14 protein-coding genes are annotated in these 13,022 nt (G+C 68.9%); 13 read left to right on the top strand and 1 reads right to left on the bottom strand.

All coding sequences use genetic code 11. From position 1 onward, the window contains the following. The first annotated feature begins 18 nt into the window (after nt 1–18). The 10 genes from ABEA39_RS01430 to ABEA39_RS01475 all read left to right on the top strand — a co-directional run bounded on the left by ABEA39_RS01430 (nt 19) and on the right by ABEA39_RS01475 (nt 8,382). On the top strand, nt 19–576 hold the full coding sequence (locus tag ABEA39_RS01430; protein WP_345372393.1) for a hypothetical protein: 558 nt from the start codon (nt 19–21) through the stop codon (nt 574–576). A 194-nt stretch (nt 577–770) separates the two neighbouring features. After that, a complete protein-coding gene (gene rplS / locus ABEA39_RS01435; RefSeq protein ID WP_055958791.1) occupies nt 771–1,121 on the top strand; it encodes a 50S ribosomal protein L19 in 351 nt (116 codons plus the stop codon). An 88-nt stretch (nt 1,122–1,209) separates the two neighbouring features. Then, on the top strand, nt 1,210–2,121 hold the full coding sequence (gene lepB, locus ABEA39_RS01440; RefSeq protein ID WP_345372397.1) for a signal peptidase I: 912 nt from the start codon (nt 1,210–1,212) through the stop codon (nt 2,119–2,121). A gap of 52 nt (nt 2,122–2,173) precedes the next feature. Beyond that, on the top strand, nt 2,174–2,809 hold the full coding sequence (locus ABEA39_RS01445) for a ribonuclease HII (RefSeq protein WP_345373894.1): 636 nt from the start codon (nt 2,174–2,176) through the stop codon (nt 2,807–2,809). Between the two features lie 40 nt (nt 2,810–2,849). Further along, nucleotides 2,850–3,173 carry a DUF2469 domain-containing protein gene (locus ABEA39_RS01450; RefSeq protein WP_345372400.1) on the top strand — a complete coding sequence of 108 codons (324 nt, stop codon included), beginning with the start codon at nt 2,850–2,852 and terminating at the stop codon, nt 3,171–3,173. A 103-nt stretch (nt 3,174–3,276) separates the two neighbouring features. Next, nucleotides 3,277–3,732 carry a YraN family protein gene (locus tag ABEA39_RS01455; protein WP_345372402.1) on the top strand — a complete coding sequence of 152 codons (456 nt, stop codon included), beginning with the start codon at nt 3,277–3,279 and terminating at the stop codon, nt 3,730–3,732. Beyond that, on the top strand, nt 3,729–5,264 hold the full coding sequence (locus ABEA39_RS01460; protein WP_345372404.1) for a YifB family Mg chelatase-like AAA ATPase: 1,536 nt from the start codon (nt 3,729–3,731) through the stop codon (nt 5,262–5,264). The genes ABEA39_RS01455 and ABEA39_RS01460 overlap by 4 nt, the downstream gene beginning before the upstream one ends. After that, nucleotides 5,264–6,508 (top strand): DNA-processing protein DprA, encoded by a 1,245-nt coding sequence (gene dprA, locus ABEA39_RS01465; protein ID WP_345373896.1) that lies wholly within the window; start codon nt 5,264–5,266, stop codon nt 6,506–6,508. Before ABEA39_RS01460 ends, dprA begins: the two co-directional genes overlap by 1 nt. Nucleotides 6,509–6,528: 20 nt before the next feature. After that, nucleotides 6,529–7,452: a metallophosphoesterase gene (locus ABEA39_RS01470; RefSeq protein WP_345372406.1), complete on the top strand. Its 924-nt coding sequence runs from the start codon at nt 6,529–6,531 to the stop codon at nt 7,450–7,452. A 12-nt stretch (nt 7,453–7,464) separates the two neighbouring features. Then, nucleotides 7,465–8,382: a tyrosine recombinase XerC gene (locus ABEA39_RS01475; protein ID WP_425556911.1), complete on the top strand. Its 918-nt coding sequence runs from the start codon at nt 7,465–7,467 to the stop codon at nt 8,380–8,382. 58 nt (nt 8,383–8,440) lie between these two features. Here the strand turns inward: ABEA39_RS01475 and ABEA39_RS01480 are convergent, their stop codons facing one another. Then, on the bottom strand, nt 8,441–8,995 hold the full coding sequence (locus tag ABEA39_RS01480; RefSeq protein ID WP_345372408.1) for a peptidoglycan DD-metalloendopeptidase family protein: 555 nt from the start codon (nt 8,993–8,995) through the stop codon (nt 8,441–8,443). A gap of 248 nt (nt 8,996–9,243) precedes the next feature. Between ABEA39_RS01480 and ABEA39_RS01485 the strand changes: the two genes are divergently transcribed. The 3 genes from ABEA39_RS01485 to tsf all read left to right on the top strand — a co-directional run bounded on the left by ABEA39_RS01485 (nt 9,244) and on the right by tsf (nt 12,916). Further along, entirely contained in the window at nt 9,244–10,689 is a 1,446-nt protein-coding gene (locus ABEA39_RS01485; protein ID WP_345372410.1) for a sugar porter family MFS transporter, read from the top strand. 295 nt (nt 10,690–10,984) lie between these two features. After that, complete coding sequence (gene rpsB, locus ABEA39_RS01490; RefSeq protein ID WP_345372413.1) at nt 10,985–11,974, top strand: 30S ribosomal protein S2; 990 nt, start codon at nt 10,985–10,987, stop codon at nt 11,972–11,974. A 108-nt stretch (nt 11,975–12,082) separates the two neighbouring features. Further along, nucleotides 12,083–12,916: a translation elongation factor Ts gene (gene tsf / locus ABEA39_RS01495; protein WP_345372416.1), complete on the top strand. Its 834-nt coding sequence runs from the start codon at nt 12,083–12,085 to the stop codon at nt 12,914–12,916. The last annotated feature ends 106 nt before the right edge of the window (nt 12,917–13,022 follow it).

The raw sequence follows: 13,022 nt of genomic DNA on the forward strand, positions 1-13,022 counted from the left end.
CCTCGTAGAGTCCGATCCATGTGGCTGCGGCGGGGTTTCTATCGGGTCCTCTGGGGTGCCGTTCTCGTCCTGCCGCTCTGGGTCTTCCTGGGGCGTGCGTTCTTCGGAGCTCCGCTCGGCTACCAGTTCCTCGCGCAGATCCTGCTCGTGCCGCTGCTCTTCGTCGGGCAGCTCGTCGTGTCGCTGATCCTCTTCCTCCGGCCCTCGGTCCGACGCGACCGCGCCGTCTCGTGGCTCGACGTCGGCGCCCTGACCCTGTCGTGGCTCGGCCAACTGGGCATCGGCTTCTTCCTGGTCGACTCGGTGTCCTCCGCTCGGGCGTCGGCCTTCACCGCCCTCGTCGGCCGCGATGCGCTTCCGCTCTCCACGGCTCTGTCCGCCGCGGCCATCGTGCTCACGGTCGTGATGGGGGTCGTGCTGCTCGCCCTCGGTGTCGCGGAGGCCATACGGGGCGCTCGGGCAGGAATGCAGAAGGCGTTCGCGGACCTCGAAGGCGTGAGCGGTGCATCCCCCGCGATGCCTTCTGTTTGGGCCAACGACCCGAAGCATACGATCGTCCTTCCGCCACGGGCCTGAGCGACTCGGCGCCCGCCTGGTGCCGGCCTGGCGTCGAGCGCCCCTCGTATGGCAAGATGGGTGTTTGTGCCCGCGCACGACTCTGCCACAGGGGAGTCGGCCATTCTGCGGCACGAGCGCCGTTCTCGGCGTCACCTCCTTTTTGAAAAACGAAACCGCGGTCGACCTGTGGCGGTTGCAGAGAGCGAATCCTCATGAGCCACATCCTCGACAGTCTGGATGCCGCGTCGCTTCGCAGCGATGTCCCCGACTTCCGCGCCGGCGACACCGTCAAGGTCCACGTCAACATCATCGAAGGCACGCGCTCGCGCGTCCAGGTCTTCCAGGGCGTCGTCATCGGCCGTCAGGGCGACAGCGTCCGCGAGACCTTCACCGTCCGCAAGGTCAGCTTCCAGGTGGGTGTCGAGCGCACCTTCCCGGTCCACTCGCCGGTCATCGACCACATCGAGCTGGTCAGCCGTGGCGACGTCCGTCGCGCGAAGCTCTACTACCTGCGCGAACTCCGTGGCAAGAAGGCCAAGATCAAGGAGAAGCGCGACAACTAGTCGCCGACTCCGACGCGCTGCTCTCAGCGCTCGTTCACGAACAGAGCTCCCCGCCACGTATGATTTGGCGGGGAGCTCTGGTGGTTAAATGACATATGACAGTTCGATGATCGGGTCGACGGCGCGAGGTGCGCACGAGACCGGACGGCCCTTCATGGGGCGTCTGCGGCGGGGCCTTCTGATGGCCAGCCACGCAGAAGCGGCTTCGGGCCGCCGCGACGGCAGCGCGGGTGGCGAGGGCAACGGCGGCGGCTCGGGCCATGACGCCGGGGATGGCGACCGCCGCTCGAAACAGCCCCGGAAGGGCGGCACGGGGCGCTTCCTCCGCGACGTCGTCATCATCTTCCTCGCGGCTCTGCTCATCTCGTTCCTGATCAAGACCTTCTTGATCCGCTCGTTCTTCATCCCCTCCGGCTCGATGGAGAACACGCTGCAGATCCACGACCGGATCATCGTCAACGAGCTGGTGCCGAAGCTCATGCCGCTCAAGCGCGGCGACGTGATCGTCTTCTCCGACCCGGGCGGCTGGCTCGGAGCGGAAGACCAGGTGTCGACGTCGTCCGGCAATCCCGTCGTCAACGGCGTGCAGTGGTTCCTCACCCAGGTCGGGCTGGGCACCCAAGACAGCGACAACCACCTGATCAAGCGAGTGATCGGGCTGCCGGGCGACAAGGTCGCCTGCTGCAACTCGTTCGGTCAGACGACCGTCAACGGCGTACCGCTCGACGAGCCCTACACGAAGCAGCCCGCCATCGCGACCGACCAGATCGACGACCTCCACTTCTCCGTGACGGTGCCCGCCGGGTCGCTCTGGGTGGAGGGCGACAACCGAGGAGACTCCGCCGACTCGCGTCTCCAGCAGAAGACCCCCAGCGGCGGCTTCGTGCCCCTCAGCGACGTCGTCGGCCGGGCGGTGCTGATCACCTGGCCCATCAAGCACTGGAGTTGGCTCGACGACTATCCGGCCGTCTTCCGGGGCACCGACGAGTCGACTCAGTGAGCGGGGTTTCGCCCCGTGCCTCGTCGATCGCCATGAGAAGATCGGCCCCATGATGGCCGTGGTCGATCCGACGCTCGAGCTCGAACGCGAGTTGCACGAAGCGGGTGCCGCCTGGGTCGTCGGCTGCGACGAGGTCGGCCGTGGTGCGATCGCCGGGCCGGTAGCCGTCGGCGTCAGTGCCGTTCTCGCCCCCTGCGCCGATATCCCCGCGGGCCTGCGCGACAGCAAGATGCTGAGCGAGAAGCGTCGTGAAGAGCTGTATCCGCATGCGATCTCCTGGTCGCACGCTTCGGCGGTCGGCCTGGCCGACTCCGACGAGGTCGATCGGCTCGGCATCGTCAAGGCCCTTGGGCTGGCGGGGCGGCGGGCTCTGGTCCAGCTCCACGAAGCCGGGGTGCGCATCCTCGATTCCGTCGTCGTGCTCGACGGCAGCCACGACTGGCTGACGCCCGCCCTCACCTCGGCACCCCGTGTGCTGACCCGGGTCAAGGCCGACCGCGACTGCGGATCCGTCGCAGCCGCCTCGGTCATCGCGAAGGTCCACCGCGATCGGATGATGATCGCGTTCGACGAGACCCACCCCGGCTACGGCTGGACCGGCAACAAAGGCTACGGGTCGGCGGCTCACTACGAGGCGCTCGAGGCGCTCGGGCCGTCACCGCTGCACCGCCTCACCTGGCTGCACTGACGGGCTCGAACCCCCGCCGACCGCGTAAGCTGGCTCCTCGATGGATGACGACGAGTTCGAAGACTACGACCGCGAGGTCGAGCTCGCGCTGTACCGCGAGTATCGCGACGTGGTGTCGCAGTTCCGCTACGTGATCGAGACCGAACGGCGCTTCTACCTCGCGAACGAGGTGGATCTCGTCCGCCGCGATACCGAGCACGACTTCTACTTCGAGTTGACGATGAACGACGTCTGGGTGTGGGACGTCTACCGCTCCGACCGCTTCGTCAAGTCCGTGCGCGTGCTCACCTTCAAAGACGTCAACGTCGAAGAGCTGACGACGCGCGACCTCGAGTTGCCGAAAGAGCTCGCCCTCGACGAGTAGAGCCGTTCTCCACAGGCTCACGGTTCCGGCCGTCTTTCCACAGATCTGATCAGAGCCCTCGCCGGGGATGCCCGCTCCGCGATCCTCTTCGCAGGAGGTCGTCATGACGAGTAGAGATCAATCGGAGACACGAGCAACACCACCCCGAGCCGGCGGGGGAGGGGGTGCGCGTACCCGGCCGGGGCCGACGTCCCGACCCGCCTCCCGGACCCGCGAGTTGGGGGTTCGGGGCGAAGACATCGCCGCCGGCCACCTCGCGCGGTCCGGCTGGTCGATCCTGGCCCGGAACTGGCGCTGCAGCGAGGGTGAGGCCGACATCGTCGCTCGCGACGGCTGCGACGTCGTCGTCGTCGAAGTCAAGACCCGATCGTCAGGAGGCGCGGGGCATCCCTTCGAGGCCGTCACACCGGCGAAGGTGGCCCGGCTGCGTCGGATCGCGATGGCATGGGCTCTCGAGCATCCCGGCACCTGCCGTCAGGTGCGCCTCGACGCCATCGCCGTCACGGCTCCCGACGGTCTGCCGCCGCTCGTCGAGCACCTTCGGGCGGTCGGCGCATGAGCGTGGCTCGTACCCGTGTCGTGTCGCTGCTCGGTCTCGACGGCGCCATGGTCGAAGTCGAGGCGGACATCAGCGACGGGCTCCCCGGGTTCGTGATAATCGGGCTTCCCGACACGTCTCTCGGCGAAGCGCGCGACCGCGTCCGTTCCGCAGCGAGCAACTCGGGCTGCCCGTTGCCGCCGCGCAAATTGACCGTCAACTTGTCACCCGCTTCGCTGCCCAAGCACGGGTCGTCGTTCGACCTCGGCATCGCTGTGGCCGCCCTCGCCTCGGGCGACCTGCTGCAGTCGGAGTCGATAGAGCGCGTCGTCCATCTCGGCGAACTCGGTCTCGACGGGCGGGTCCGGCCGGTCGACGGAATCCTTCCGGCCGTCGTCGGGGCCTCTCGGGCGGGGGCCCGCATCGTCATGGTGCCGTTCGACAACGTCGACGAGGCCTCGCTCGTCCCCGACGTCCGCGTGGTCGGTGTCGCGAGTCTGCGCGACGCGGCCATCTGGCACGGGGCCGACCTCACTCCCGAAGTGGTCGAGCCGCTGCGTCGGCCGGTGACCCGGTCGACGCCGACTGTGCAACCCGAGCTCGCCGAGGTGATCGGCAACACCGAGGCGGTGACGGCCTTGATGACCGCGGCGACCGGTGGGCACCACCTCCTGATGGTGGGCCCGCCGGGTGCCGGCAAGAGCATGCTCGCGGCCCGGCTTCCCGGTCTCCTGCCCGATCTCGACGCGGACTCGGCTCTCGAGGTGTCCTCCGTGCGTTCTCTCTGCGGAGTTCCGCTCTCCGGCGAACTCGAGACGAGGCCGCCCTTCGAGACGCCGCACCATTCGTCCAGCGCGGCAGCCCTCATCGGCGGCGGGAGCGCCCGCATCCGACCCGGGGCGATCTCGCGCGCCTCGCGCGGCGTGCTGTTCCTCGACGAGGCGGCCGAGTTCCCCGCGACGGTTCTCGACTGTCTGCGGCAGCCGCTCGAGTCGGGCGAGATCGTCATCCACCGCTCCAAGTCGGTGGCGCGGTTCCCCGCCCGATTCCAGCTGGTCCTCGCCGCGAATCCGTGTCCCTGCGGCCAGTACGGGTCTCGCGACGTCCCCTGCTCGTGTTCGCCGTTCATGAGGCGTCGCTATCTCGGCCGCCTTTCGGGCCCGCTCGTCGATCGGATCGACATGCAGATCCGAGTGAACCGGATCGGCTCCGCGCAGTTCCGACTCTCGGGCGAGCCCGGTTCCGATTCCTTGACGACGGTCGCAGCCCGGGAGCGGGTCGAGGCGGCGCGAGCACGAACGGCGCATCGTCTCGTCGGCACGCCGTGGCGCCTCAACGCCGAAGTGTCGGGGCACTGGCTGCGATCGGGCGACCGACGACTCCGAGCCTCCGAGACGGGTGCGATCGACCGCGCCCTCGAGAACGGCTCCTTGACCATGCGGGGCTACGACCGTGTCCTGCGCGTCGCGTGGTCCGTCGCCGACCTCGCGGGCGAAGACCGTCCCTCGGCCGAGCACATCTTCGAAGCGCTCTCCCTCCGGAGGTCGCTGTGATGCGGGCGGAGGCGCTCGGCCCGTTCGACGAGCGGTCCCGAGCGGCGCTCCTCGAGGGGGTGCGCGGAACGGGCACGGCTGCCGAACGCGAGGGCTCGCCGGGAGCGCCTGCGGCCGACGAGGTCTTCGCGGCGGCGGTGTGGTCGACGCTGACCGAACCGGGAGACGCGGCTGCGGGCATCCTGCGTCTCGTCTGGGGTCCTTCGGGCGCGCTCGAAGCCCTCGACCTCACCGGCGACGAGGTGGCGAAGCGGCTGCGCGAGCAGGGGGTGTTCGATGCGGCGCGCTTCGACTTCTCGGCGGCACGGGCCCGCTGGCAGCCCCGCGTGTCCGAGCAGCTGATCCGCGCCACCCTTCGATCGGCGTCCGTCCTGGGCATCCGTCTCGTCGTTCCCGGCGATCGCGAGTGGCCGACGGGCTTCGACGACCTGGGAGTCCATGCGCCGGCGGCCCTGTGGGTCCGGGGCGACCCGGGCGCTCTCACGCGATCGCCCGGCGTCGCGCTCGTCGGCTGTCGAGCGGCCTCGTCGTACGGCGAACTCGTCGCGGCCGAGCTCGCCGACGGTCTGGTCTCCCGGGGCCTCGCGGTCCACTCGGGCGGCGCCTACGGCATCGACGGCATGGCGCACAGAGCCACCCTGGCGGCCGACGGCGCGACGGTGGCGGTCATGGCCGGGGGAGTGGACCGCTATTACCCGAGCGGCAACCACGACCTCCTCCAGCGGGTCGCCGAGAACGGCGCCGTCGTCTCCGAGATGCCGTGCGGCACGGCGCCCAGCCGATGGCGGTTCCTTCAACGCAACCGGCTCATCGCAGCCCTGTCGGCCGGAACCGTGGTCGTCGAGGCGGGTCACCGCTCGGGTGCGAGCAACACGGCCGGGCACGCCCGATCCCTCGACCGGCCTGTGGGTGCCGTCCCGGGGCCCATCAGTTCGCCCGCCTCGGCCGGCTGTCATCGGCTGATCCGTGAGGGGCAGGCCGTCTGCATCACCTCGGCGGCCGACGTCCTGGAGATGATCGAGCCCGGTCTCGATGTCGACCAGCCCGGCATCGACAGATCGGGCGGCACGAGCCACGAGGTCCGACTGCTCGACGCACTCAGCAGCCGCCGAGGTCAATCCGACGTCGAACTGGCGATCTCGAGCGGCCTGTCGCCCGGTGTCGTCCGGGGCACCCTGTCGCTGCTCGAAGCCGCCGACCGGGCCGTCGAACGGGAGACGGGGTGGTTCCGTGTCGAGCGGTGAACTGCGGCTAGCCTGCAGGGGTGACTTCTCTCGGACAACATCCCGACCCCGAGTTCACGATCGCGCACCTCAGCGACACGCACTTCCTCGCCGATCGGGCGAAGTGGGGCGGCGCGATCGACACCGACTCGCAGATCGTCAAGGCCCTCGCGCAGGTGACCCGATCGGGTCGACGGCCCGACGCCATCGTGATCACGGGCGACCTGACCGACCTCGGCGAGCCGGAGGCCTACGACAGGCTCCGGGCGATCGTCGAGCCGGTGGCGACCGAGCTGGGCGCGGAACTCGTCTGGGTCATGGGCAACCACGACGAGCGTCCCGAGTACTCGCGTCACCTGTTCGGCGCCGAACTCGAGGGCGCCGAGGAGGAGCATCCCCAAGACCGGGTGCACGACGTCCGCGGGCTTCGAATCATCTCGTTCGACAGCACCGTGCCCGGCTTCCACCACGGCGACGTCACACCTCAGCAGCTCGAGTGGCTCACCGAGGTCCTCTCCGTCCCCGCGCCGCACGGTACCCTCCTCGCGCTCCACCACCCGCCGATCCCGACGCCTCTCGAACTGATGGACGTCCTCGAACTCCGGCATCAGTCCGAGCTCGCCGACGTCGTGCGCGGTACCGACGTGCGAGGCATCCTCGGGGGGCATCTGCACTACTCGACCTACGGCACCTTCGCGGGGGTCCCCGTCAGCGTCGCGTCAGCGACCTGCAACACCATGGACCTCGGGGCGCCCCGGCGCGAGATCAGCCAGATCGACGGTGCTCGCACGTTCTCCCTGGTCCACGTCTACCCCGACGGCATCACGCACTCGAGCGTTCCCGTCGACGAGTTCGAGGCCATCGACAGCCTCGACGAGGCCTTCCTGGCGCGCATCGAGGCGATGTCGCCCGAGGAGCGCGTCGAGGCCTTCTCACGCAAACGGCCTCGGCCGTCGAACGACTGACCCATGCAGCCCATCGGCGTCGCCCGAGCGGTCGAGGAGTTCCTCGACCACCTCGAGCACGGGCGCGGGCTGAGCGCTCACAGCATCAGGGCCTACAACGGCGACCTCGACAACCTCGTCGCGTTCGTCCGGCAGCGGGTCGACGGCGAACCCGACGCGTCGGGGCTCGATCTCGACACGCTCCGCGACTGGCTCTGGGCGTCCACCGAACAGGGCCTCGCTCGCGCGACGATCGCCCGCCGCTCCGCTTCCGCTCGCGCATTCACCCGGTGGATGCACGAGTCCGGGCGCATCGACACCGACCCCGGTCTGCGCCTCCGAGCCCCCAAGGCCGAGAGCCGCCTGCCCCGCGTCCTGACCAGCCCCCAGATCGGCGGAGTACTCGACTCCCTCGCCGCCGGCGCCGTCTCGGGCGACCCGGTGGCGTTGCGCGACCTCGCGGTCGTCGAGCTGCTCTACGGATCAGGTCTTCGGGTGGGAGAGCTGATCGGGGCCGACCTACCGGACGTCGACCTCGAGCGTCTGACCGTGCGCGTACTCGGCAAGGGGGCCAAGCAGCGCGTCGTACCGTTCGGTGTTCCAGGCGCAGCCGCCCTCGGTCGCTACCTGACCGAGGGGCGCCCGACGCTGGCCGCCCGACCCTCGGCCGACCCGCGAGCCTTCTTCCTCGGACGCACGGGCAAGCGGCTCGGGACTCGCTCCGTCTACGCCCTCGTCGCCCGCCTCCTCGAACCCCTGCCGGGGTCCGGCCCCGCCGGCCCGCACACCCTCCGGCACACGGCCGCGACGCATCTGCTCGACGGAGGGGCCGATCTGCGCGCCGTTCAGGAGCTCCTGGGGCACGCGAGCCTGGGCACGACGCAGATCTACACGCACGTCTCGACCGAGCGGTTGCGCGAGAGCTACCGCTCCGCGCACCCTCGCGCCTGAGCCGCACGTTCTCGGGGCGGTCGTCGACTCCGTCGCCCGCCCGCCCACTCGCGCCCGGCTACGGCAGAGGTCGCGTCGGCAGGAGCACCGACCGCTGCAGCACCCCCAGCAGCAGGAGCGGCGACACGTACTTGCCGTCGATCCGTGCGCCGACGTGCACGCACGCGACTGGGTCGCAATGGTCGCCCTCGACACGCCCGACGACCTGCCCCCGGCTGACGTGCTCGCCGGCGGAGACGGTCGCCACGACGGGCTCGAAGCTCGAGAGGACTCCATCGGCGTGCTCGATCGAGAGCACCGGACGGTCCACCACGGTGCCGGCGAAATGCACCACTCCGTCGTCCGGTGCCGTGATCACCGCGCCGTCTTCGTCGCCGGAAGCTCCGGCCACTCCGGCAGCTCCGACGGCCGCGCCGCCGTCCCCGACTTCCACGTCGATACCCCGATGGCCGGGCGACCACGTCTCGACCGGCGCCTGGAACCCCCTCACCACGCGATGAGGCTCGGGCACGGGCCACGACCACGCGGGCAGAGCGCGTGCTCGTCCGGCACCCGCGGCGGGCACCCCGCCGGCGGGATCGGCGACCAGCACGATGAGCAGCGCTGCGAGCACGATCGCGAGCGCGATCGACGTGACCCCATGCCGCAGGACGACAGCCTTGGTTGGGGGCCGGGCGGAAATGGGCGGGAGAACCTGAGAAGGAGCACAATCGAGTCCGGGAATCACGGACCCACGGTGCCGCATCGGGTGGTGCCGTCGACCGCGTAGCCTGAACCAGTGCACAACGACTCGTGCATGTCACAGCTGTGGAGAAGTGGCGGTCACGAGTCGCTGCTTCCCGCGAAGGAAAGTAGAGAAAAGTGTCCGAAGCGACGAAATCCACGCCGGCCGAAGTCAAGAAGCTCGACAGACGGGTCACGGCCCTGGCCGTCGTGGCGGCCATCGGCGGCTTCCTGTTCGGGTTCGACTCCTCCGTCATCAACGGCGCGGTCGACTCCATCGGCAAGGAGTTCCACATCCCCGACGCCGCCTCGGGCATCGTCGTCGCATCGGCTCTGATCGGCTGCGCCGTCGGCGCCTACCTGGGCGGCCGTTTCGCCGACCGCTGGGGCCGCATCCGCGTCATGTTCATCGCGGCGATCCTCTTCTTCGCCAGCTCGATCCTCGCCGGCCTCGCCTTCGCCACCTGGGACTTCATCATCTGGCGCCTCGTCGGCGGCCTCGGCATCGGCATCGCCTCCGTCATCGCGCCGGCCTACATCTCCGAAGTCGCCCCCAAGGGCATCCGCGGCCGCCTCGGCTCCTTCCAGCAGCTCGCGATCACGCTCGGCATCTTCGCGGCGCTCGGTTCCGACCAGCTCTTCCAGATCATCGGCGGCTCGGCCTCCGGCATGATCGGCCCGTTCCCCGCCTGGCGCTGGATGTTCCTCGTGGGCGTCATCCCCTCCGTCGTCTACGGCATCCTGGCGCTCCGCCTGCCCGAGTCGCCCCGGTACCTCGCTGGTGAGGGGCGCCGCGACGAGGCGCGAGACGTGCTGAAGCAGATCGTCCCGACGGAGACGGTCGAGACCAACCTCCACGACATCGAAGACGCGATCAAGAAAGAGGAGGAGCTCACCAAGAAGTCGAGCATCCGCGGCAACCGCTTCGGCCTGAAGCCGATCGTCTGGGTGGGCATCATCCTCGCCGTCCTCCAGCAGTTCGTCGGCATCAACGTGATCTTCTACTACTCGACCACCCTCTGGCAGGCCGTCGGCTTCAAGGAGTCGCAGTCCTTCCTCATCTCCACCATCACCTCGGTGGTGAACGTCGCCGTAACGTTCGTGGCCATCGCCCTGGTCGACAAGGTGGGGCGTCGCCCGATGCTCCTCTGGGGTTCGGTCGGCATGACCGTGAGCCTCGCGTTCATGGCCATCTCGTTCAGCCAGTCGCACATCGTGGGCGGCAATCCGCAGCTCCCCGGCGCTTGGGGGCCCATCGCCCTGGTCGCCGCGAACATCTTCGTGATCTCGTTCGGCGCGACGTGGGGCCCGCTCATGTGGGTCCTGCTCGGCGAGATGTTCCCCTCGAACATCCGTGCCGCCGCCCTCGGCATCGGCTCCTCGGCCAACTGGATCGCCAACTTCGTCGTCACCGTGGCCTTCCCGGCGCTGGCCGCCGTCAGCCTGGCCCTCTCGTACGGCATCTTCGCCTTCTTCGCCCTGATCTCGATCTTCTTCGTCCTGTTCAAGATCAAGGAGACCAAGGGGCGCTCGCTCGAAGAGATGGGCAGCGAAGCACTCGAGGGTGCCACCGCGACCGCCTAGCGTGGGATCCACGGGTCGACAGACCCGGAACGCCCCGTTCTCCGCACGGAGACGGGGCGTTCGTGGTGCTACTATTGAGGCGCAGTCTGCTCAGCAGGCTGACTTCGCGTGCCCAGTCGGGCTGCATCCCCATTCGGTCCCCACCTCTCCCGCACCGCTTTCGAGCAGTGCTCTCGAGTTCTGGGGCGGGGAGGCGTCCGGGCACCAGGCAGAGGCGACCGACCGGTCGTCCATCCAACCGAGAACCCGTGCGTGTGCCCTGGAGAGGGCGCGTGCGGAGAGAAGGAGAACGGCCATGGCCGTCGTCACCATTCGCCAGCTGCTCGACAGCGGCGTCCACTTCGGACACCAGACCCGTCGCTGGAACCCGAAAGTCAAGCGTTTCATCCTCGCCGAGCGCTCCGGCATCCACATCATCGACCTGCAGCAGTCGCTCGGCTACATCGACAAGGCCTACGACTTCGTCAAGGAGACGGTCGCCCACGGCGGCACCATCCTCTTCGTCGGCACCAAGAAGCAGGCTCAGGGTTCCATCTCCGAGCAGGCCATCCGCGTGGGCCAGCCCTACGTGAACCAGCGCTGGCTCGGTGGTCTCCTGACCAACTTCCAGACCGTCTCGAAGCGCCTCGCTCGCATGAAGGAGCTCGAGGAGATCGACTTCGACGACACCACCCAGGGCTTCACCAAGAAAGAGCTCCTGATCAAGAAGCGCGAGCTCGACAAGCTCCACAAGACGCTCGGTGGTATCCGCAACCTCACGAAGACGCCGTCCGCTCTCTGGATCGTCGACACGAAGAAGGAGCACCTCGCGATCGACGAGGCCAAGAAGCTGGGCATCCCGGTCATCGGCATCCTCGACACGAACTGCGACCCCGACGAGATCCAGTTCCCGATCCCGGGCAACGACGACGCCATCCGCTCCGTCGGTCTGCTGACGCGCATCGTCGCCGACGCCGCCGCCGAGGGCCTCATCCAGCGTCACCAGAAGCCGGAAGAGGGCGAGACCCCGGTCGAGCCCCTCGCCGAGTGGGAGGCCGAGCTGCTCGCGCAGACGACCGAGGCCGACGACAAGGAGGCCGTCGAGCTCCGCGAGGCCGTCCGCTCCGTCGGTGCGACCACCGACGCGGCCGAGCCGACCGAAGAGAACGACGCCGACGCGCAGCTCGAGGGCAAGGAGATCGGCGCGCCGGTCGCCAACCCCGTCGCGACCGCCGACCCCGAGGTCGCGAACGCCGTCGACCCCGACGCCGCTGCGATCGACGCCGCTGCTGCGGACGCCAAGTAACACCACTTCCTCGCTGATCCCGTCGGCGGCCGGCCGCTCCCTCTTGGGGCGACCGGCCGCCGACGGGATCGACACAGAACGACCAGACTTACGAAAGGTGGGCCCTCCATGGCCAACTATTCACTCGCAGACGTGAAGACGCTCCGTGACCGCCTCGGTGCCGGCATGCTCGACAGCAAGAACGCGCTGGTCGAGGCCGACGGCGACCTCGAGAAGGCGATCGAGATCCTCCGCGTCAAGGGCCTCAAGGGTGTCGCCAAGCGCGAGGGTCGCACGACCACCGCCGGCCTCGTCACCGCCAAGCCCGGCACGGCCGGAACCGCGACGATCATCGAGCTCGGCAGCGAGACCGACTTCGTCGCGAAGAACGACAAGTTCATCGCCCTGGCCGAGACCGTCCTCGACGCCGTCGCCGCTTCCGGTGCCGACGACGCCGAGACCGGCAACGCCGCCGTCGTCGAGGGCACCCAGAACGTGGGCGACTTCGTCGCTCAGGAGGCCGCTCTCCTCGGCGAGAAGATCGAGCTCCGCACCGTTCACACGGTCCCCGGCACCGAGTTCGCGATCTACCTCCACAAGACCTCCAAAGACCTGCCCCCGCAGGTCGGCGTGGTCGTGGGCTACGAGGGGGGCGACGCCGAGACGGCTCGCTCGATCGCGCAGCACATCGCGTTCGCCGCGCCGAAGTTCCTGAGCCGCGACGAGGTCCCGGCCGACGAGGTCGCTCGTGAGCGCGCCATCGTCGAGGAGACCGCGAAGAACGAGGGCAAGCCCGAGGCCGCCCTGCCGAAGATCATCGAGGGTCGCCTCACCGGCTTCTTCAAGGAGATCGCCCTGCTCGACCAGCCCTACGCGAAAGACTCCAAGCAGTCCGTCGAGAAGGTGCTGAAAGACGCAGGCATGACCATTTCGGGCTTCGCCCGGGTCAAGGTCGGCGCGTAACCAGCCGATGAACGGGGTTCGAGACGAGCAATCGTCTCGGGCCCCGTTTCTTCTGCCCTGAAACGGCCCCTGCCGGAACGACGTATCTCACCGAGGCAGGCGGCAA

The sequence above is a fragment of the Frondihabitans cladoniiphilus genome, from assembly GCF_039544345.1.
GTDB lineage: Bacteria > Actinomycetota > Actinomycetes > Actinomycetales > Microbacteriaceae > Frondihabitans > Frondihabitans cladoniiphilus.